The 20,320-nt window shown below is 61.0% G+C and carries 15 protein-coding genes; 4 read left to right on the top strand and 11 right to left on the bottom strand.

Annotated elements, in window-relative coordinates; translation table 11 throughout:
• Positions 1-124 precede the first annotated feature (124 nt).
• The gene (locus V9L13_RS02395; RefSeq protein ID WP_338801355.1) at positions 125-565 is read left to right on the top strand and encodes a CBS domain-containing protein; all 441 of its coding nucleotides are present in this window, start codon (positions 125-127) and stop codon (positions 563-565) included.
• Between the two features lie 155 nt (positions 566-720).
• Here V9L13_RS02395 and V9L13_RS02390 read toward each other — a convergent pair whose 3' ends face one another.
• Together V9L13_RS02390 and V9L13_RS02385 are read right to left on the bottom strand one after the other, a co-directional pair.
• Positions 721-1,344, bottom strand: a complete 624-nt coding sequence (locus V9L13_RS02390) for a glutathione S-transferase N-terminal domain-containing protein (protein WP_338801354.1) — start codon at positions 1,342-1,344, stop codon at positions 721-723.
• A 70-nt stretch (positions 1,345-1,414) separates the two neighbouring features.
• Positions 1,415-2,503 carry a DUF1615 domain-containing protein gene (locus V9L13_RS02385; RefSeq protein ID WP_338801353.1) on the bottom strand — a complete coding sequence of 363 codons (1,089 nt, stop codon included), beginning with the start codon at positions 2,501-2,503 and terminating at the stop codon, positions 1,415-1,417.
• A gap of 258 nt (positions 2,504-2,761) precedes the next feature.
• On the opposite strand from V9L13_RS02385, the gene V9L13_RS02380 reads away from it, so the two are divergent.
• Positions 2,762-4,966, top strand: a complete 2,205-nt coding sequence (locus V9L13_RS02380) for a TonB-dependent siderophore receptor (protein ID WP_338801352.1) — start codon at positions 2,762-2,764, stop codon at positions 4,964-4,966.
• A gap of 208 nt (positions 4,967-5,174) precedes the next feature.
• A complete protein-coding gene (locus tag V9L13_RS02375) occupies positions 5,175-6,710 on the top strand; it encodes an FAD-dependent oxidoreductase (RefSeq protein WP_338801351.1) in 1,536 nt (511 codons plus the stop codon).
• Between the two features lie 124 nt (positions 6,711-6,834).
• On the opposite strand, the gene hemB is transcribed toward V9L13_RS02375, so the two are convergent.
• Together hemB and V9L13_RS02365 are read right to left on the bottom strand one after the other, a co-directional pair.
• The gene (gene hemB / locus V9L13_RS02370) at positions 6,835-7,809 is read right to left on the bottom strand and encodes a porphobilinogen synthase (RefSeq protein ID WP_003223551.1); all 975 of its coding nucleotides are present in this window, start codon (positions 7,807-7,809) and stop codon (positions 6,835-6,837) included.
• A 243-nt stretch (positions 7,810-8,052) separates the two neighbouring features.
• Positions 8,053-8,751, bottom strand: a complete 699-nt coding sequence (locus tag V9L13_RS02365) for a glutathione binding-like protein (protein WP_338801350.1) — start codon at positions 8,749-8,751, stop codon at positions 8,053-8,055.
• A 296-nt stretch (positions 8,752-9,047) separates the two neighbouring features.
• Between V9L13_RS02365 and V9L13_RS02360 the strand changes: the two genes are divergently transcribed.
• Positions 9,048-9,722: a hypothetical protein gene (locus V9L13_RS02360; protein WP_045122368.1), complete on the top strand. Its 675-nt coding sequence runs from the start codon at positions 9,048-9,050 to the stop codon at positions 9,720-9,722.
• A 137-nt stretch (positions 9,723-9,859) separates the two neighbouring features.
• On the opposite strand, the gene mnmH is transcribed toward V9L13_RS02360, so the two are convergent.
• The 7 genes from mnmH to V9L13_RS02325 form a co-directional block, all read right to left on the bottom strand.
• Positions 9,860-10,963, bottom strand: coding sequence for a tRNA 2-selenouridine(34) synthase MnmH (gene mnmH / locus V9L13_RS02355; RefSeq protein WP_338801349.1), 1,104 nt, complete (start codon positions 10,961-10,963; stop codon positions 9,860-9,862).
• Positions 10,963-11,997 carry a selenide, water dikinase SelD gene (gene selD / locus V9L13_RS02350; protein WP_338801348.1) on the bottom strand — a complete coding sequence of 345 codons (1,035 nt, stop codon included), beginning with the start codon at positions 11,995-11,997 and terminating at the stop codon, positions 10,963-10,965. Before selD ends, mnmH begins: the two co-directional genes overlap by 1 nt.
• Positions 11,998-12,194: 197 nt before the next feature.
• The gene (locus tag V9L13_RS02345; protein WP_338801347.1) at positions 12,195-12,560 is read right to left on the bottom strand and encodes a DUF4440 domain-containing protein; all 366 of its coding nucleotides are present in this window, start codon (positions 12,558-12,560) and stop codon (positions 12,195-12,197) included.
• Positions 12,561-12,744: 184 nt separating this feature from the next.
• On the bottom strand, positions 12,745-13,875 hold the full coding sequence (locus V9L13_RS02340) for a hypothetical protein (RefSeq protein WP_338801346.1): 1,131 nt from the start codon (positions 13,873-13,875) through the stop codon (positions 12,745-12,747).
• Positions 13,865-17,419, bottom strand: coding sequence for a toxin VasX (locus tag V9L13_RS02335; RefSeq protein ID WP_338801345.1), 3,555 nt, complete (start codon positions 17,417-17,419; stop codon positions 13,865-13,867). Before V9L13_RS02335 ends, V9L13_RS02340 begins: the two co-directional genes overlap by 11 nt.
• The gene (locus V9L13_RS02330) at positions 17,416-18,282 is read right to left on the bottom strand and encodes a DUF4123 domain-containing protein (RefSeq protein WP_338801344.1); all 867 of its coding nucleotides are present in this window, start codon (positions 18,280-18,282) and stop codon (positions 17,416-17,418) included. Before V9L13_RS02330 ends, V9L13_RS02335 begins: the two co-directional genes overlap by 4 nt.
• Positions 18,279-20,282 carry a type VI secretion system tip protein VgrG gene (locus V9L13_RS02325; protein WP_338801343.1) on the bottom strand — a complete coding sequence of 668 codons (2,004 nt, stop codon included), beginning with the start codon at positions 20,280-20,282 and terminating at the stop codon, positions 18,279-18,281. Before V9L13_RS02325 ends, V9L13_RS02330 begins: the two co-directional genes overlap by 4 nt.
• Positions 20,283-20,320 lie beyond the last annotated feature (38 nt).

The raw sequence follows: 20,320 nt of genomic DNA, 5'->3' as shown, positions 1-20,320 counted from the left end.
TAGAGCGAAGCCGGAAAAACCGGCAAATGACGTTTTTTGCGTGCTATCTGCCGCTTTGCCACCTTGCTCTGCGCGCCAGCGTCTACGATGCTTGGAGAACAACGACAACACCTGAGTAACCGCCATGAAGACCGTCGCCCAACTGCTCAAGCTCAAAGATCAGAAAAATCAGGAAGTGCACCAGATCAAACCCGATCACATGGTGCTCGAAGCGCTGATGAAGATGGCCGAAAAGAACGTCGGGGCCTTGCTGGTGGTAGAAGACGACAAGGTGGTCGGCATCATCAGTGAGCGTGACTACGCGCGCAAACTGGTGCTGCACGGGCGTTCGTCGGTGGGCACACCGGTGCGCGACATCATGGTTTCGCCGGTGATCACCGTGGACACCCACCAGACCGTCGACACCTGCCTGAGCATCATGTCCGACAAACGCCTGCGCCACTTGCCGGTGGTGGAGAACGGCAAGCTGATCGGCCTGTTGTCGATCGGCGACCTGGTCAAGGAAGCGATTGCCGAACAGGCGGAGCTGATCAAACAGCTGGAGCAGTACATTCGCGGGGAATAAACCCTTCCCACTTACAGGAGTGAGCCCTGTGGCGAGGGGATTTATCCCCGATGGGGCGCGAAGCCCCCCCAGAAAAGCCGGGACCGCTTCGCAGTCCATCGGGGATAAATCCCCTCACCACAGAGTTCACTCCTACATTTTGGTTTATGGGGTGTTCAGGACGGCCAATGCCGGGCGAAGACCGGTGCCAGCACCGGATGCCGGTCAATGCGCTGCAACCACGCATGAAACCCCGGCCGCGTCTGGCGCAGATGCTCGCGACTCCCCGCCCAACGCGTCACCACCGCCGCGAGCACGTCCAGTGCTCCCGGTTTTTCGTCGTCCAGATACAGCTCGGCGGAAAACTGGTCGGCGAACACCTCCCAACTCCAGTGCAAACGCTCGCGGGCGCCGGCCATCAGGTTCTGCCGCGAAGCTTCGTCCGGCATCACCAGCCAGCGCTCGGGGTAATCGATGACGCCGATGGCCGCGTAGCAATTGCTGGCGATGTAGACCATGCCGCGAATCGCCTGGTCGCGATCCGCCGCCTTGGCCGGCAACAGACCGGACTCGGGAAAACTCAGGCCCAGATGAATCAGAATCGCCACACTCTCGGTGATCGCACTGCCATCGGGCAATTGCAGGGTCGGTACCTGCTTCAATGGATTGAGCTGCGCCAGCGCCTCGGCGGCTTCGCTCGAGGCTTCGATATCGATGAAGCGATAAGCGATCTGGCACAACTCCAGCGCCGCCTCGATGGCGGCGGCGCCTGAATTTCTGTGCCCGTAGAGTTGATACATGACGCCCCCCTTTCACTTGTTTGCACGATCTCCAGGGTCAACTGTAGCTGCTTCGCCGCCAACGGCAGGATCACCCCTTGGCCATGCAGCGTTTGTAGCGCTCGTCCACCCGTTTGGCGAACCATGCCGTGGTCAATTTGCGGGTGATTTTCGGGCTCTGCAGCACGATCCCCGGCAACACCGCGCGCGGCAAAGTCTTGCCTTCGGCCTTCTCGGCCAGTTCGAACACTCGTTGATAAAGCTTGGTGTCTTCAAACTCCAGAGTCTTGCCCTTCTCCAGTTGATCGCGAATGGTCGGGTTGCGCATGCCCAGCGACTTGCCGAGGGTGCGCACCGCCAGCTCGGTGCTACCGGGCATGATCGAGTCGTAGCGGATCACATCGCCATCCAGCGCCAGCGGGATGCCCGAGGCTCGGCTGACGGCGTTCTGGAACGCGGCATTGCGGCTGGCGTACCAACCAGCGTTGAAGTCGGCAAAGCGGTACAGCGGCTCGCGATAACTCACCGGATAGCCGAGCAAATGGGCGATGCCGAAGTACATGCCGCCACGGCGGGTGAACACTTCGTGGCGAATCGTGCCGCTTACCGGGTACGGATAATCCTTGGCATGTTGCTCGGCGAATTCGACGCTGACCTGCATTGGCCCGGCGGTGTGTACCGGGTTGAAGCCGCCGAACAAGGTGCGGCCCATCGGCACCATGCCGATGAAGTCGTCGAAGATTGCGCTCAGCTCCTTCTCGCTGCGTGCCGCGTTGAGGCGTTCGCTATAGGTTTTGCCGGTGGGCGAACGCACGGCCAGTGCGGCGCTGACCAGCATTCCGGGGATGTGAGCCTTGCCGGCACGGCGATCGATTTCGTCGCGGGCGATCTTGCCCAGGCCCGGCACAGTCGGGTCGACCTGAAAAGTCGACTCCTGCTCGGCCACGGCCAGCACCGAGCACAGATTTTGCGTGGTCGGGCTGATGTGCTGGGCGGCGAACGCGGCGTAGATGTCGGTGGCCCAGCCCTGGCGGTCGGGCACTTTCGCCGGCATCAGCCGCACGATTTCGGCCTTCACTTCGGCGGGCGCACGCGGCGCCGGCGCCTGGCTGCGCTGGCCGGCGCAACCGGCGAGCACCAACAGCGCGGCAAGGGTGATCAGTAATCGAGGGGTGTGCATGGCGCTCCTTGGCGTGCATTGAGGCGGGTTCACCATACGATCAAAAGTGTGACGCAGGCTAGGATCAGTGACCTTTGTGGTGAGGGGATTTATCCCCTCACCACAGGTTTCCATTCAGGTCTGGAATTTCAGCAAGATAAACCGTTTGCAAAACGTTACTGCGAACTCCTATCATTTGCGCCTGGAGTCGCATTTGCGCAAGGAGTTCCCCGCGCCGTTCAAATTTTCTCATCGGCGGCGCGCCGCCAGGTACGAAACATGTCCACTCCTGCTCGACCCGGTGTTCCTTTTCGCCCAACGCTTCTCGCTTTACTGTGCTCCCTGACGGTCACTGCCTACGCGGCCGATGACAACAGCAAGGCGTTGGTGCTCGACAACGTCAACATCAATGCCCAGGCGCCGACGCCCAGCGCCCTGCCCCCGGTTTATTCCGGCGGTCAGGTCGCCCGTGGCGGTCAGCTCGGCGTGCTGGGCAATCAGGACATGATGGACGTGCCGTTCAGCGCTGCGTCCTACACCGAACAGCTGATTCAGGACCAGCAGGCCGAAGACGTCGCCGACGTGCTGCTCAACGATTCTTCGGTACGTCAGGCCTCGGGTTTCTCCAACCAGGCGCAGCTGTTCATGATCCGCGGCCTGCCGCTGAACGGTGATGACATTTCCTATAACGGCCTGTACGGCGTGCTGCCGCGGCAGATCATTTCCACCGACGCCCTGGAGCGCGTGGAAGTGTTCAAAGGCCCGAACGCCTTCATCAACGGCGTGACTCCGACCGGTTCCGGTATCGGCGGTGGCGTCAATCTGCAACCCAAGCGCGCCGGCGACGAGCCGCTGCGCCGCTACACCACCGACATCAACAGCGAAGGCCGCATCGGTCAGCACTTCGACATCGGCCAGCGTTTCGGCGAAGACAATCGCTTCGGCGCCCGGATCAACCTGTCCCAGCGCGAAGGTGATACCGGCATCGACCACGAAAACCAGCGCTCGAAACTGTTCAGCATCGGCCTTGATTATCGCGGTGACGCGCTGCGTATTTCCGGCGACTTCGCCTATCAGAAGGAACGCGTCAACGGTGGGCGCAACTCGGTCAACCTCGGCACCGCCACGCACATTCCGGACGCGCCGTCGGCCGACACCAATTACGCGCCGAAGTGGGGTTACACCGACATCGAAGACACCTTCGGCATGCTCCGCGCCGAATACGACCTGAACGACAACTGGACCGCATACGTCGCCGGCGGCGCCAAGCACACCCGCGAAGTCGGGCGCTACAATTCGACCACGCTGGTGGGCAACAACGGCGCCTCGTTCACCACCGGCTCGTTCATCCCTCACGATGAAGACAACACCAGCCTGATGGCCGGCCTGAACGGCAAGTTCAACACCGGTGCTGTCAGCCACAAGCTCAACTTCGGCCTCAGCGGTCTGTGGGCCGAGCAGCGCAGCGCCTATGATTTCGACCTGACCAAGTACGCCAACAACATCTACCACCCGGTGGAAACCCCGTCGCCGGTCGGCAACTTTTCCGGCGGCGACGTCAGCGATCCGGGCATTGTCGGCAAGACCTTCAACCGCAGCCTCGCGCTCTCCGACACCCTCGGTTTCTTCGATGATCGCCTGTTGATCACCGCCGGCCTGCGTCGCCAGCAACTGGTGGTGCAGGGCTACAACTACGCCAGTTACGGCAGCGGCAGCCGCAAGTCGAGCTACGACGAATCGATCACCACGCCGGTCTACGGCATCGTGTTCAAGCCGTGGGAGCACGTGTCGTTCTACGCCAACCACATCGAAGGTCTGGCCCAGGGCCCGACCTCGCCGGCCAGCACCGGTGGCTTCCAGGTAACCAACGGCAACGAAGTCTACGCGCCGGCACGCTCCAAGCAGACCGAGGCCGGAGTCAAAGTCGACATGGGCACTTACGGTGCGAGCCTGGGCGTGTATCGCATCGAGCAGCCAAGCGATGGTTACTGTGAAATCAACAGTGCCACCACTTGCACCTACGTGCGTGAAGGCGAGCAGATCAACAAAGGCGTGGAAATGAACGTCTTCGGCGAGCCGATCAGCGGCCTGCGCCTGCTCAGCGGCGTGACCGTGATGCACACCGAACTGAAGAACACCCAGAACGGCGCCAACGACGGTAACCGTGCCATTGGCGTGCCGAGCTTCCAGTTCAACGCCGGCGCCGATTGGGATGTACCGGGCCTGCAAGGCGTGGCGCTGAATGCGCGGATGCTGCGCACCGGCGGCCAATATGCCGACGCAGCCAACAACCTTAGTCTGCCGACCTGGAACCGCTTCGACGCGGGTGCGCGTTACGCGTTCAAGGTCTCGCAGAAAGACGTGACCCTGCGTCTGGGCGTCGAAAACCTGGCCAACAAGAAATACTGGGAATCGGCGCAGGGCGGCTATCTGACCCAGGGTGAGCCGCGCGTGGCGAAGTTGTCGGGCACCATCGACTTCTAAACGTCATCCCTTCGTAACAAGGGCCCCCGCAGCTTTGCCGTTGCGGGGCCTTTTTTTGCGCCGGGTCATAAGCCCCCTTCGCGAGCAAGCCCGCTCCCACCTTGGAATGCGTTCGACTGTGGGAGCGGGCTTGCTCGCGAAGAGGCCGGCACTGGCTACCCTTTCCATCTGATCCATACTTGCTGCACAGCCAACGGAGGACAGGCCCATGAACCGCAGTGACGTTCTGATCATCGGCGCCGGCCCCACCGGTCTGGTGCTGGCCCTGTGGCTGAGCAAACTCGGTGTGCGCGTGCGCATCATCGACAAGGCCTCCGCCCCCGGCAGTACGTCACGAGCGCTGGCGGTGCAGGCGCGCACGCTGGAGTTGTACCGGCAACTGGATCTGGCCGACACCGTGGTGCGCAACGGCCATCGGGTGGCGGCAGCAAATTTCTGGGTCAACGGCAAACCGGTCGCGCAATTGCCGCTGAACCGCATCGGCGAAGGCCTGACGCCCTACGCATTCGTCGAAATCTTCCCGCAGGATCAACACGAACGGCTGCTGATCGAGCGTCTCGAAGATTACGGCGTCACCGTCGAACGCGACACCACCCTGGAAAGTTTCGAAGAGACCGGCGACGGCCTCACCGCGCATTTGCGCCTGCCCGATGGCGAACAGGAAATCTGCCAGACCTGCTATCTGGCGGGATGTGATGGCGCCCGCTCAGTGGTGCGCAAAACCCTCGACACCGGTTTCCCCGGCGGTACCTATCAGCAGATTTTCTACGTCGCCGACGTCAAGGCCAGCGGCCCGGCGATGAACGGTGAGCTGCACCTGGATCTGGATGAAGCGGACTTCCTCGCCGTGTTTCCACTGGCCGGCGAAGGCCGTGCCCGCCTGATCGGCACGGTGCGTGACGTGCGCGCGGATCGCGCCGAAAGCCTGGAATTCTCCGATGTCAGCAGCCGCGCCATCGAACACCTGAAAGTGCACATCGAAGACGTAAACTGGTTCTCGACCTACCGCGTGCATCACCGCGTGGCCGAGCACTTTCGCAGCGGTCGGGCGTTTCTCCTCGGCGACGCCGCGCACGTGCACAGCCCGGCGGGCGGTCAGGGCATGAACACCGGCATTGGCGATGCGATCAATCTGGCGTGGAAACTCGCCGCCGTGCTCAACGGCAGCGCCACGGCGAAGCTGCTCGACACGTACGAAACCGAACGCATCGCCTTCGCCCGGCGACTCGTATCGACCACCGACAAAGTGTTCAGTTTCGTCACCGCCGAGGGGCGCATCGCCGATCTGCTGCGCACGCGCCTGGCACCGTTTCTGATCCCGAAAATGGCCTCATTCGAGGCCAGCCGCGAGTTCCTCTTCCGCACCGTCTCGCAAGTCACCCTCAACTACCGCGGCATGCCGCTGAGCCAGGGCACGGCCGGCCACGTCCACGGTGGCGACCGCTTGCCGTGGGCGCATGATGGTGAGGGGGATAATTACGAACCGCTGCGGCAGCCGTGCTGGCAGGTGCATGTGTACGGCGACACCAGCGACGAGATGATCGCCTGGTGCAATGAACACAACCTGCCGCTGCACGTGTTCGACTGGCGGCCGGCGTTTGATACGGCGGGGTTGGCGCGTAACGGGTTTTATCTGCTGCGCCCGGATACCTATGTGGCGATTGCCGATAACAGTGCGGATCCGAAAGTGATCGAGCGGTATTTCAGGGATCACGGAATAAGGGCGTTCTTCGCCTGCCCCTGACACAGCACAACCCCACTGTGGGAGCGGGCTTGCTCGCGAAGGCGGCGGGTCAGTCAACCCATTCGTTGCTGATACACCGCCTTCGCGAGCAAGCCCGCTCCCACAAGGGGTTCTGTGGTGTCTGTCAGATCCCGGCCAATGCCAGATCCATCGCAAAGTAGGTGAAGATCAGATCCGCACCCGCGCGCTTGATCGCGCCCAGGCTTTCACGCACCACACGGTCCTCGTCGATCGCACCGGCCTGCGCGCCGAACTTGATCATCGCGTACTCGCCGCTGACCTGATACGCCGACAGCGGCAGGTTCGAGGCTTCACGAATGTCGCGGATGATGTCGAGGTACGCGCCGGCCGGTTTGACCATCAGCGCATCGGCGCCTTCCTGCTCGTCGAGCAGCGATTCACGCAGGGCTTCGCGGCGGTTCATCGGGTTCATCTGATAGCTTTTGCGGTCGCCCTTCAGCGCACTGCCACCGGCCTCGCGGAACGGGCCGTACAGCGCCGAGGCGAATTTGGTCGAATAAGCCATGATCGGAATCTGGGTGAAACCTGCGTCATCCAGCGCGCGGCGAATCGCCCGCACCTGACCGTCCATCGCCGCCGACGGGGCAATCACGTCAGCGCCGGCACGCGCCGCGGCCACCGCCTGTTTACCAAGGTTGATCAGGGTCTGGTCGTTGTCGACTTCGTGGTTGTGCATCACACCGCAGTGGCCGTGATCGGTGTATTCGCAGAAGCAGGTGTCGGACATCACGATCATTTCCGGCACCGCGTCCTTGGCAATCCGCGACATGCGCGAAACCAGGCCGTTTTCGCGCCAGGTGTCGCTGCCGTTGGCGTCCAGATGATGGGATACGCCAAAGGTCATCACCGACTTGATGCCGGCACGGGCATAGCGCTCGATTTCGCTGGCCAGCTTGCGCTCGGGAATGCGCATCACCCCCGGCATGCTCTTGATCGGCACGAAGTCATCGATCTCTTCTTCGACGAAAATCGGCAGCACCAGATCATTCAGGCTGAACTCGGTTTCCTGGAACAGACTGCGCAGGCTCGCATTGCGGCGCAGACGGCGGGGACGTGCTTCGGGGAACTGGCTGGACATGGATCTTCCTGAAAACGGCAGATGAGACGAAAGTCGTAGGGGGCGAAGCTTATGCCTTCGGTGGGCGCAGGTACAAACCTGGATCAATCAAGAGTGCATTACCGAGGACGCAATAATCTGCGGGCGTCATCACTATTCCTGTGGGAGCGGGCTTGCTCGCGAAGGAGGTGTATCAGAAAAAGACGTGTTGACTGACACGACGCCTTCGCGAGCAAGCCCGCTCCCACAGGGTTATGTGTGGCCTCAGGAAGGAATGGTCAACCCGCGCACCACAGCCGGCCGCGCCAGAAAGCGCTCCAGCACCCGGGTCACGTTCGGAAAGTTGCTGATGCCCACTAGATCCCCCGCCTCATAGAACCCGATCAGGTTACGCACCCACGGGAACGTGGCAATGTCGGCGATGGTGTAGCGCTCGCCCATGATCCACTCGCGACCTTCCAGACGTTTGTCGAGCACGTTGAGCAGGCGTCTGCTCTCCTCGACATAGCGGTCACGCGGACGCTTGTCCTCGTAGTCCTTGCCGGCGAATTTGTTGAAGAAACCGAGCTGGCCGAACATCGGGCCGATACCGCCCATCTGGAACATCAGCCACTGAATCGTCTCGTAGCGCAGCGCGCCTTCCTGCGCCAGCAACTGGCCGCTCTTGTCGGCGAGGTAGATCAGGATCGCGCCGGACTCGAACAGCGGCAGCGGCTGGTCTTGCGGGCCGTGGGGATCGAGGATCGCCGGAATCTTGTTGTTGGGGTTCAGCGACAGGAACTCGGGAGACAGCTGATCCTGCGTGTCGAAGCCCACGCGGTGCGGCTCGTAGGGCAGGCCGATCTCTTCGAGCATGATCGAGACCTTGACGCCGTTGGGGGTCGGCAGGGAATAGAGCTGAATCCAGTCAGGGTACTGCGCGGGCCATTTGTGGGTGATGGGGAACGCGGACAGATCGGTCATGGGAAGCATCCAGTCACATGGGAAGCAATGATCATAATGTAGGAGCTGCCGCAGGCTGCGATCTTTTGATCTGGCTTTAAAAACCAAGATCAAAAGATCGCAGCCTGCGGCAGCTCCTACACGAACCGTAACATCCTGCGGGTAAGGTGCCTGAACCAAACCGGCCTCAGAGGACTCTGAGCTATGCCTTTCGCACAGGAAGCGCAACACACGACATGGACAACATCCGGTGCTGGGAGCCCGCGGTGTAAGGGTTGGTCAACCCCAACCGAATCTGCTGAAGAATCCTTTATTCGATGACGAACCTCATGAGTTTCGCCAAACGCTTCAAACATCGCGCCTACGTGGCCCTGCCCTCCCTGCTGGCGGTCAGTGCGCTGACCTTGTCGCTCGAATCGAGCCAGATTCGCGCGCAACCGGTGGACGGCACCCAGACCCTGATTTTCCTGCGTCACGCGGAAAAGCCCGCCGGCGGTCTCGGCCAGCTCAACTGCCAGGGTCTGAACCGGGCGATCGAACTGTCGACCCTGCTGCCGGAAAAATTCGGCAAGGCCGATTACGTGTTCGCCGCCAACCCGACACGCAATGTCGAGGAAGGCGAACAAGACAACTCCTACAGCTACATCCGCCCGTTGATGACCATCAGTCCCGCGGCGATCAAGCTCGGCCTGCCGGTGAACATCGAGTTCTCCGCCAACGACACCAGTGACCTGGCGCGCGAGTTGACCGAAGACAAATATCACAACGCAACGATCTACACCGCGTGGTCGCACGGCTATCTGCCGGAGCTGATCAACAAGGTTGCCGGCAAGGCCGTCGGCGAAAAGCAGACCATCACCGATGACTGGGCGGCTGGCGATTTCGATTCGCTGTATGTGCTGACCCTGACCTGGCACAACGGCAAGGCCAGTCTGCAGAGCCACAGCTACAAGCAGGGGCTGGATAACGGCAAGGTGACTTGTCCGACTTGATTCTTGCGGTGCCTGTGCCGGCCCTTTCGCGAGCAAGCCCGCTCCCACAATGGATCTTCACTGGGCAGAAATTTTGTGCCTGACGCAGATCCCCTGTGGGAGCAGGCTTGCTCGCGAAGAGGCCCGCAAGAACACCCTCAAACCTGCTGATTCACCCGCTCGCGCAAATACTCCAACACCGCCCCGCGCTCCCCGGCGAACTCGATCCGGCCGCCCTTCTTCTCACGCTGGAACGCATACATCGGGTCGTAATACTCGCGCAGCAACACGCTGATCCAGTCACGGAACGCCTCGACCGATCCGCTGCGCGCCTGCTCCGCCAAGGCCTCTTCCATCTGCAGGAACATCCGCTGATGGCGTTCGCCGCCCAGCCGGCGCTGGATATTGTTCAAACTCGCAATCAGCCGCTCGGCATACAGCGCAAAGCCCTGCTCGCCATGCACCGCGACAAACTCGGCGTGCAGGTTGATCACATAATCCTGGAGGATCCGCTCGACCCGCTGCTCCAGGCTGTCTTCGAGCCAGACCATCGGCGCCACTTGCATGCCTCGGTACAACGGCAGTGGCAAAGCACAACTGCCGACTACCCGGCTCTCGTCTTCCAGCACAAACTGCTGGATTCCGCCCGCGCGCTTTTTCAGCAGATCAACGGCCAGACGGTTCTCAAAATCGATGTTGGTCGGTTGGCCGGTGGCACGCTTGCCGAAACTCGAGCCCCGATGATTGGCGTGGCCTTCCAGATCCAGACCATTACTCAACTGCACCAACAGTTCGGTCTTGCCGGTGCCGGTCATCCCGCCCAGCAGCACCAGATCGCACTCGGCCACGGCCTGATCGACCGTCTCCAGCAGGAACGTGCGCATGGCCTTGTAGCCACCGCCGACCCGCGGGTAATCGATACCGCCCTGCTCCTTGATCCATTGCTGGACGATCTGCGAACGCAGGCCGCCGCGAAAGCAATACAGATAGCCGTCGGGGTGTGCCCGGGCAAACTCGACCCAGCCTTGAATGCGCTGCTCCCGCACTTCGGCAGACACCAGCCGCTCACCCAGGGCGATGGCGGCTTGTTGTCCATGCTGCTTGTAGCAAGTCCCCACCTGCTCGCGCTCGCGGTCGTTCATCAGCGGCAGGTTGACCACGCCGGGAAACGCGCCGTGGGCAAACTCGACCGGCGCACGGGCATCCATCATCGGCCGGTCATTGAGGAAAATGTCGCGGTAATCGGTGCAGTCGCGTGACATCAGATCACCTCGACTGCGTGGGTCTGTCGCTCGACCAGCTCGCCGATCGGCGCCAGGTCCAGGCCCAGTTCGGCAGCCACCGCGAGGAATTCGGCGTTGCCTTCGGGAGTCACTGCAATCAGCAGACCGCCGCTGGTCTGCGGGTCGCACAGCACGCGCTTGTGCAACTCCTGCAGACGGCCGAGCTTGCTCGAATAACTGTCGAAGTTGCGCAGAGTGCCGCCGGGCACGCAGCCCTGTTCAAGATAGTATTCGACGCTGTCCAGACGCGGCACGTGGTTGTAGCCGATGCGTGCAGTCAGGTGGCTGCCATCGGCCATTTCCACCAGATGCCCGAGCAGACCGAAACCGGTGACGTCAGTCATCGCGGCGACCCCGGCCAGTTTGCCGAAACGGCTGCCGGGCTTGTTCAGGGTGCACATCCAGTCGCGGGCCACACCAATGTCACCGGGGCGCAATTTGCCCTTTTTCTCGGCGGTGGTCAGGATGCCGATGCCCAGCGGCTTGGTCAGGTACAGCAGGCAACCGGCGGTGGCGGTATCGTTGCGCTTCATGTGGCGCTTTTCCACCAGACCGGTCACGGCCAGGCCGAAGATCGGCTCCGGCGCATCGATCGAATGCCCGCCGGCCAGCGGAATACCCGCCGCGTCACACACCGCCCGTCCACCGCGAATCACTTCCCGCGCCACTTCCGGCGCCAGCACATTCACCGGCCAGCCGAGGATTGCGATCGCCATCAGCGGATCGCCGCCCATCGCATAGATGTCGCTGATCGCGTTGGTCGCGGCGATCCGGCCGAAGTCGAACGGGTCGTCGACAATCGGCATGAAGAAGTCAGTGGTCGATACCACACCGCGCTCGGCATCGATCTCGTACACCGCCGCATCATCACGCGAGGCATTGCCGACCCACAGTTTCGGGTCAAGGTTCTGCGCACCGCTGCCGGCCAGAATCACTTCCAGCACCTGCGGGGAAATCTTGCAGCCACAACCGGCACCGTGGCTGTATTGGGTCAGACGAATCGGCTCGCTCATGGGAGAGTCTCTGGCAGTTGATGGGGCGGATTCTAGCAGAGCGCGGGCCGGCTGAATTTGCGCTGACTGTCCAGGCCCCCTTCGCGAGCAAGCCCGCTCCCACATTTGATCGCTGCCATCCGCAAATCCTGTGTTCACCGAAGATTCCCTGTGGGAGCGAGCTTGCTCGCGAAAGCTATCGCCCGCTCACCCCCGCTTCACGGCCGGGCACAAAAGGTGCCCTGATGAAAAACCATCTGCCACTGCTCGCCCTGCCGCCACCATACCGAACTGCGCAAACTGTCCGCCGGCACCCGCTGCTCGACAGCGACGGTATGGCAGTGATACGTCACCAGCGCCGAATCCTCCGACAACAGCTTGAGCGTGAACTGACTGACGGTACGTTGTGCGAACACTTGCTGCGGCAGCGCTTCCAGCACATCAGATTTGTTCCAGATGCCGCCGCTGGCGCCGAATTCGACAAAGTCGTCCGCGATCAGCAGTGCCAGTTCAGCGGCGTCCTCGCGCACAGCACGGGATAGCAGGCGCTGCTCAAGATGCAGCAGATGGTGTAACAGATCCATGGCATAAACCCTTCCGTTGAAGCACGAGGTCAAACAGTCGCCGTCTTCGGCAGGTCCTACAAGAAATAGCGTCTTACATCCCGAGGCTACATCGCCTTGCGTCATTGCCTACGACAACGCCAGAATCGTCCGGACTTGACGATTTGAAGGCTGCTGAGGGCGAACAGGTTCAGAGAATAACTATTCATACTCCACGCTTAACGCTGGGTGTTGCGCTTTGTACTTCGGCAAAAATCTCGGTAATCGGTCTGCGTGGTTGGCGCTTTTGCATCTGCCTTACCTGCTCGCTTAACCGCAGCAACTCCTCACTCGGTTTGGCCCATTGATCTTCTGGCAGCGACTCTGACCATTGGCGCATGGCCTCGGGCAAGGCTTGCTTGCCGATTCTTTCGAGGCGGCGCACTTCCCATTCGACGAGGCGGTTGGGAATCGTCCATAGGGTCATGACGTGATACAGGTACCAAAAGAAGCCGGACAGCCGCGTGCGTGAACCGTCGCGAATCTGCTGATGCATGCGTGCGCGGGCGTTGTGGAAGGTGTGCAGGCCTTCGTGGGACGGGTCGTCGGGGCCTTGCAGGTCTTGCAGATCCTGAATCGATTTGAGGTCGTTGACTTCGTATTCCATGTAGCCGCGAATGGCTTCCCAATGGCTGATGGCGAGTGGCAGCGCGGCGCAGGGGAATTCGAGGCTGGTGAGGGTTTCGCCGTGGTAGAAACCGATACCCATGCCGTATTGACGGTGGATGCCGTATTGGGTTGCGCCCTGGGCTTCGATGATCCAGGCGGAGAGGGATTCCCAGGGGACGAAGACGGGTTCGGTGGCGTCTTTGGGCATGAAGCAGACTTCGCGGCGTTGGCGGTTGAAACGGGTCGGGATGATTGAGGCGCGTTTTTTGTGGTTGTGGTGCCAGACCGCGAGACCGATGAAAAGCCCCCAAAAAAGAGCAAGAAAGGCCTTCCCATAAGCCTCATGAAAAATTCCTCGTATGGCATGGAAAATGTCCTCCCAATCCATCCCGAACAAAAAGAACAGAAAACCACCGATCAAGGGAAACAGAAAGGCAATCATGCATGCAACGCTGAATGGCCCACCCAAAGTCATTTGCCACATAAAAACTTGTGGAGCCCCCAACCCAAAGCCCATGTAACCGTCATTCAGCTCACCAATATGCGGGCCATAAGGTGGTATCTGTGTTGGTAGGGGAAGCGGCGCGAGATAGGTAATTCTGCCGCTCGGAAAAGGTTCGATATCGCCGGCTTTTCGCGGACGTGCAACCTGCAGTGCGCTGACAGATGGATTGTGGTTATTCGCCATGATCGGCTTGCTCCAGAAACTGGGCTTCTACTAGCAACATGGGCGGATTTCCTTTGACCAGTTGAGGAGCAACCACCGCAAAATGCCCGTCACCCTGCGGGTCAATATGGATGACACGGGTTCGCGACGCCCACTCACCTTTGTCGTTCAGGTTTTGAACGCATACGGCCAATTCCAGTGTTTCTTTTGCTGGCGTGTACTCGGCGCTGTGATCAATCGGGTATTGAAGGCAGAGCACCAATCCTTCTGGCGATGACTTGACGATTCGCAGGCTGCTTAACACTTCGTCGCTAAGCACGTCTTTACGTTCTCGCGGCGCGCCTCGACCGTGGAGGGGCATGGAGATACGGTGTGCGCCAATGCCCAGCCGGTGTTTCGGCTTCCCATCCAAAGGAGGAAGAAGGTTTTCCAATGTCAGTCTGGGTAGGACCAGATGGATATCGCTGGGTTTGGCTTTGAATAACAGGTTTTTCAGCCAAGAGTCGTAGGGGTTCGGACCAAGTTGTGCGTAAGGCGCCTGTATCAGAAAGGCCAAATAACTTTGGTAGTCCTCCAAGGAGTGATCACCGCGCATCTCCGCATCCAGGCTCCAAGGCGTGATTTTCAGCCACTTATTGTGAGCGCTAAGGTTATAGCGATTGAAGAGCCAGGTGCCACTGAGTTCCAAAACGGTAAATAACGCGCCTGCCAGGTTGAACCGAAAAAACACGGTAGAAAGGCGTGTGCCGGCTGCGGCCCAAGCGGCAGTTCTTGCTTCACTGTTAGTGGCAGTAACCACGGTATAACCGGCGTATAGGGTCTGCCCCAGACCATACGTATTGACGGTAGTCATTCCGCCGGCTCCAAATGTTGCCAGTGCGGCCGCACCCTGCGCAGGGTGATTACCGCTTCGAATTGCTTGTTGCCAGTTTTTATGTTGAGTAATCAAGCTAGTGAATGAAGAGATAAATCCCAAAAGATAGGTCGGAATTCCTAACCCTAGATGCAACTTCCCCATCTGCACATGCACATGCTGCAAGGCATGGAGTTGAAGCCCAGCAACAAGCGCCGTGCTCCGAGCTTTCAATGCCGTATCTGCCAAGCTCTGTGCCGCGGTAAAACCAGCGGCACCGGTAGTCATCAAAGCATTCAGAACAGGTCCCCAAACCCGTTCGTTCCTGGACTGATTTTTTAGTTCTTTAATAGCCCCCACCAAATTCACCACCTGCACCAAAACCACCACCAACCCCATCCCTTCCGTCTTCACCAGACTGGTCCTGGACAGCCCTCCGATCCCCAACCGAATATTCCCCAACAAACTCCGCAACTCCCCCTGCTGTGCCGGCGGAAACACCACTGTCACCCCCGCTCTTGCAGGCGTGGCGCCGTACAACCGGGCCGAGCGATCCGGTAGTTCTTCAATCGGGCTCAACGCCGCCGCCAGCCGTCCTTCCACCTGGGTCAATTGCGCCCGCACCCGCACAATCTCTTCCTGCAACTCCACCGCCCTTGGCGTCTTGTGGCCCGGACGATTTTTGTTGTGGGTGATCTGGTTGCGTTCGCGGTTGAGGGTTTTCAGGTATTCACGTTCGCGCAGCAGCTCTTTGATCACGGTTTGCAGCGCGGCCTGTTCTGCGGGGCTGGCGACGGTGAAGGTCACACCGCTGGTTTTTGCCGCGTCGAAGAGGCGCAGGCGCAGTGCTTTGGGCAGGCGCTGGAACAGTTCATCGAGGTCGGGGATTTTCTCGCCCGCCAGGTCGAAACCTTCCAGCGCCCGACCAAGGCCCAGGTTCAGTGCCGGGCTGTAGGTGTCCTGCACGGCTGCCGCGACGACACGGGTGTGTTCAGGCATGTCGTCGAGGGCCGGCAGTTGCGGTTGTTCGATCTTTTTCAGTTTGGCCAGCCAGTCCGGCAGGTTGTTGAACGTCGCCATACCGGCGTTGAACAGCGTCGAGTATTGCCCGCTCTGCTCCGATTGCAGGCGCAGCGGCAAGGTGTAGAAGGCGGTTCGGGTCAGTTCCGGGTGTTGCTCCACAAACCCGAGCATTTTCTCGCTGGCTTCGTCGCTGCGGCATAGATCCTTGAGGCAGGCGTACTCGGCGCTGAGCGCATGATGGAGTTGCGCCGCCACTTGCGCATCGTAGTACCAGGCTGCACGGTGAAAGCGGCCGGCGACCAGCAGTTGCGTGCGGTCAGCGGTGATGCGTTCGAGCAGGCGGTTCCAGCGGCCGAGGTCGTCGCGCAGCAGGTTCAGTCGCTCGTCCATGGCCGGGCGGTCGATCAGGTCGTTGATGCCGCGCTTGCCGCTGAGCAGCGGGCCGTCGAGCACGTCCTTGATGCGGCGCTCCTGATCCTTGCCGAGGCTGAGCAGGATTTCCAAGTGCCGTTCGACAAAGTCCTCAGGGGCGACTGCAAGAAAGTACCGCCGCGTGTAAAAACGCCGATCCACCTCAGCCGTGGGCGCGGCGCGGTTGGGCTGCATTTCGTCGTCGGTCCCCTTGGCACGCAGTTTTTGCAGCTCTGGCGGCGGCGGTGCATCGGGTTGGACCTCCCCGCCCTTGTTCAGGTAGTCGAGCAGCGCACGGCGTGTGTTCTCCCGATCCGGCTCGGGCAGTTGTTCCAGATCGGCAAACAGCGCCTTGGCCTGCGGGTGTTCACTGGCCTTGGCCAGACCGTCGAAGTCCTGATCACTGAGCTGGCTCAAGGACTCGATGTAACTGGCCAGCAGGTAATCGCGCGCGTTGTTGCCACTGTTGCTCCATTCATCGACCCAACCGACCACAGTGTCCTGATACTCGGCCAGATCGCGCATCACCCCCAGATCGTAGTCGACCAGCAGAAACAATGTGTCGTCCTGATAGGGCCCGCGTACCCGGCCGAGGAATTCGCCGATGTGTGCCGCGCGAAAACGCTGCGGCTGCTCCCACAGATAAGGTTCGCGTTCGTGCTCGGGGGCGTCGCTGACCTGCACGGTCGGCATGCGCGTAGCATCGGTTTCGGCGACAGGCTCTGCACTGACCGCCACCTCTGCCAGCCACTGTCGGGCTTGCGCCACGGTCAGCAAGTGCTCGCCGCCGGTCTGGCAATGCACCGGCCCCAGATCAACCGCCTGCATGAAGTGCTTACGCTCTTGGGCACTGTCCAGCACCTGCCGGCATTTGCCTGCCGTCCACTGCACTTCGGCGAAGGTCACGTACAGCGTGCTTTGGCGCGAGAAGATCAGTGCCGGACGCTCCTCAATGGCCGCGCGCTGATCCTCAGCCACCGTTTTACCCTGATGCAAAAGCGCGGTGACGATGCCGTCGAGCATTCGGTACTCGTACAACTCGCCGCTAAGGCTGTCGATGATGTACAGCCAGCCGTCGCGCAAGCGGCGAATGCCCAGCGGGCGGGCGGTCAGGGTGTACGGCATCTTCAATTCCGTGCTCGGATCGAACGCCCTTTCCACCAGACCGTAGCTCAACGGCAGCAACTGCACGTGGGTTTGCCGTAGCGGGCAGCTGTCGAGGGAGCCGAAGGGTTTCTTGGAGGCTGCGGCGGCGTCGAGGATGGCGGGATGGGTCATGGGCGTTCCCTTTGACTGACCCACCGCTGCGCCATATCAACGGCCAGCGTGACACGCTCGCCCGGTGATTGCAGGGAGGGCGTGTGGAGCACGTGGTGGATTGGCGGGTGTTCGGCGATGTCGTGGCTGTCGAGCAGCGCAAGCAGGTTGGCGTAGTTGAACAACTCGGATTGACTGCTCAGGCCGAGGGCACTGGCTTGGGTTTCCATACGATCCAGCAATGGCCAGCGCTGGCCCAGCGTTTCCCCGACATGGAATTCACGGAAGTGCTTCAACAGATGCGCATCCAGCTCCAGCAACCTGCGACGCCGGTCAACCTGATCCAACGCCGCGTTCAGCTCCGGATCAAGGCGATACGGCACGGCAAGCACCGGACACTCAGCCAGCCGAGGTCGATGACCGTGCCAAACATCATTGACGCAGTCCGCCGTCACCACACAGGTCAAAGGTCCGAACAATCGCTGATCGGCATGGGCAAACAACGCGTGCGCCACCGCCGCATCGGCGATGCGCAAAAATGCCGATTGCCCGGCGGGCAACTCGACGACCAGCAGTTTGCGCAGGTGCTCGGCAACGCTGTGCATAGGCGCGGCGCTGAACAGCAGCACGCCCCACTCCGCCTGCGCATGTTGCAGATGGAACCGGGCCAGCGGATCGTCCGCGTGCGCAATCGCGACCAACAGGGGCGATATGTCGCGCAACGCTGAAAAGGGTGGCTGGTCGTAGAGGGCAACGGTACCGGGCGCCGAACTGTGCTGTTTCAGCCGCGCCGGCAAGTCGGGGATCGTCGCACCGTCCAGCAACAGAAAGGCCTGTTGCTCGGTCCACGGCAGACCTTCGGGAAAAGCGCTCGACAAGCTCATGCGTGGGCCGCCTCGCAGGCCAGGCAACGCGAGCCGCGTGCGGAAACGAATGCATGGCGCTGCTGAACCGGATCGAACGCCACCTTCAACAATGGCAACGCCCCTGGCACCAAAGGCTCTGCCGCCATCCCCAGCGCAGGCGCACCGCCCTGGACAATCGGCACGCTGCTGCAAATGCCTTCCGGCCCCAGCGTCAACCAATGCCCGCCGGCCGTGATCGTCACATGCGTACCACCATCGATCACCACTTGCTGGCCCGCGCCCAGGTGGATCTGCTGCGCTGCGCTAAGCCGTTGGCTGGCTACCCGAACGTGCCGGTCGCCCTGAACCCACAGGTGATCATCCTGCTTGAGTTCGGTCAGACGGTTGCCATGGGTCAGATGATGTTCATCACTGCGCAGGTCGTGGCTGGCCAGACCACCGATCACCACCGTGCGCTGATTGTCGACCTGCAGCCGCTGGTCATTGAGTACCAACTGGACAAAGTCACGCTGGGCGCGGATGGCGATTTCTTCGGCGCCTTTCCTGTCCTCGATACGCAGCTCGTTGTAGCCGCCTCCACCGGGGGTGCTGTGGCTGCGAAGCACCGTGCGCGATTGTTCAGCGGGCAAATTCAGCGGCACGGGCGTCGCGGCGTTGGCCAGACAACCGAGGACAAACGGCTTGTCGGGATCGCCGTCAGTGAAACCGACCAACACTTCCATGCCGACACGCGGGATCTGCACGCTGCCATATTGATCATGGGCCCAGCCACTGGTGACCCGCAGCCAGCAGCTGGATTGTTCATTGCGCTGCCCTTCCCTGTCCCACAGCAACTGGACCTTTACCCGGCCATAGGCGTCGCAGTAAATCTCCTCGCCGGGAGGCCCGGTGACCACGGCATGCTGGTTGCCGGTCATTCGGGGTTTGGGGTGTTCAAGCGCGGGGCGGAAGATGACGTCCCAAGGTGTCGCGACGAAGTCATTACGATAACCCTGGCTGAAGCCGTCACCGGAATCAGTGCCGGTGGCCGACTCCTCCAGCACTTGCGGCTGCTTGCCAATGTGCTCGACGCTGGTCAGCAGCCACAAACCATTAAGGTCGGCGCGCGGATGTCCGCCCATGTCTACGAAGCTGCCACTGCGCATCAGGCTTTGGTCGCTGCGACCTTTCCCCTGACGGTAATCGGCGCGATGCCGTTCGAGGCTTCTCTGGCTTAGATGTCTGCCACGATCACGGTGGGTGAACTGCCCGGGAAAGCTGTAATCCTCGAGTACAGGAAGCCGCGCTTCCCTGGCCGCGGCATCGAGTTGCACCGTGGGGTTTTCAAAATGGTAATCACGGCGGCTGACCTGGGTGGGACGGGTCTCCAGGCGCACGGTGAAACGCTCGATCACCGACGCCTCGGCGACCATGCCGCTGCCCTGCGCATAGGCAGTCGGCGCGTCGGGCCTGGGGAACACGGTCTGGTCATCGCCGAACACCAACAGGTGCCGATTGGGGCTGTGCTGGAAATGAAAATGCAGCCCCTCCTCCTCGCACAACCGCTGGATGAAATGCAGATCGCTCTCGTTGTATTGCACGCAATACAAGCGCGCCGGGTACTCGGCATTGAGCACAAAGCGCCAGGCATCGGCCTGCATGCCGTGATCACTCAACACTCGCGCGATGATTTGCGGCACGCTCTGATGCTGAAAGATGCGCTGGTTGTGACGATGAGCGAGATAGGCCAGATGCGGCACCAAAAGGATCTGGTAGCGCGTCAGACGTGCGCCGGAGTCGCCTTGGGCAACTCGATAAACCTGTCCATGAAGGCCCGAACCGTCTGCGCAGAAAGACACAAAGGCTGGGCGATGCAGAAGAGACTCGAGATCCAGGTCACGGCGTTCACTGACCAGTTCGAGTTCGACCTCATAGGTTTGGTTGAGCGCCTCCCTGGCTCGGAATTCGAGCACTTGAAGATCGCTGGAGACACCTTCGATATCAAGTCTGAAAACAATAGGTTTGCCGACGGTCAGCATCCACATTTCCCTGTGTCTTTTTAGGCACGGGACTTTGC

Origin of the sequence: Pseudomonas sp. RSB 5.4 (assembly GCF_037126175.1) — a bacterium.
GTDB lineage: Bacteria > Pseudomonadota > Gammaproteobacteria > Pseudomonadales > Pseudomonadaceae > Aquipseudomonas > Aquipseudomonas fluorescens_H.
This window is presented reverse-complemented; position numbering and strand designations above follow the sequence as displayed.

Bases quoted from the DNA above. Each gene is read 5' to 3' on its own strand.
- V9L13_RS02360 (WP_045122368.1), top strand. From the start codon at position 9,048: ATGACGAACCTCATGAGTTTCGCCAAACGCTTCAAACATCGCGCCTAC.
- mnmH (WP_338801349.1), bottom strand. From the start codon at position 10,963: ATGTCACGCGACTGCACCGATTACCGCGACATTTTCCTCAATGACCGG.
- V9L13_RS02345 (WP_338801347.1), bottom strand. From the start codon at position 12,560: ATGGATCTGTTACACCATCTGCTGCATCTTGAGCAGCGCCTGCTATCC.
- V9L13_RS02385 (WP_338801353.1), bottom strand. From the start codon at position 2,503: ATGCACACCCCTCGATTACTGATCACCCTTGCCGCGCTGTTGGTGCTC.
- V9L13_RS02365 (WP_338801350.1), bottom strand. From the start codon at position 8,751: ATGACCGATCTGTCCGCGTTCCCCATCACCCACAAATGGCCCGCGCAG.
- V9L13_RS02380 (WP_338801352.1), top strand. From the start codon at position 2,762: ATGTCCACTCCTGCTCGACCCGGTGTTCCTTTTCGCCCAACGCTTCTC.
- V9L13_RS02375 (WP_338801351.1), top strand. From the start codon at position 5,175: ATGAACCGCAGTGACGTTCTGATCATCGGCGCCGGCCCCACCGGTCTG.
- hemB (WP_003223551.1), bottom strand. From the start codon at position 7,809: ATGTCCAGCCAGTTCCCCGAAGCACGTCCCCGCCGTCTGCGCCGCAAT.
- selD (WP_338801348.1), bottom strand. From the start codon at position 11,997: ATGAGCGAGCCGATTCGTCTGACCCAATACAGCCACGGTGCCGGTTGT.
- V9L13_RS02325 (WP_338801343.1), bottom strand. From the start codon at position 20,282: ATGCTGACCGTCGGCAAACCTATTGTTTTCAGACTTGATATCGAAGGT.
- V9L13_RS02335 (WP_338801345.1), bottom strand. From the start codon at position 17,419: ATGACCCATCCCGCCATCCTCGACGCCGCCGCAGCCTCCAAGAAACCC.
- V9L13_RS02330 (WP_338801344.1), bottom strand. From the start codon at position 18,282: ATGAGCTTGTCGAGCGCTTTTCCCGAAGGTCTGCCGTGGACCGAGCAA.
- V9L13_RS02395 (WP_338801355.1), top strand. From the start codon at position 125: ATGAAGACCGTCGCCCAACTGCTCAAGCTCAAAGATCAGAAAAATCAG.
- V9L13_RS02340 (WP_338801346.1), bottom strand. From the start codon at position 13,875: ATGGCGAATAACCACAATCCATCTGTCAGCGCACTGCAGGTTGCACGT.
- V9L13_RS02390 (WP_338801354.1), bottom strand. From the start codon at position 1,344: ATGTATCAACTCTACGGGCACAGAAATTCAGGCGCCGCCGCCATCGAG.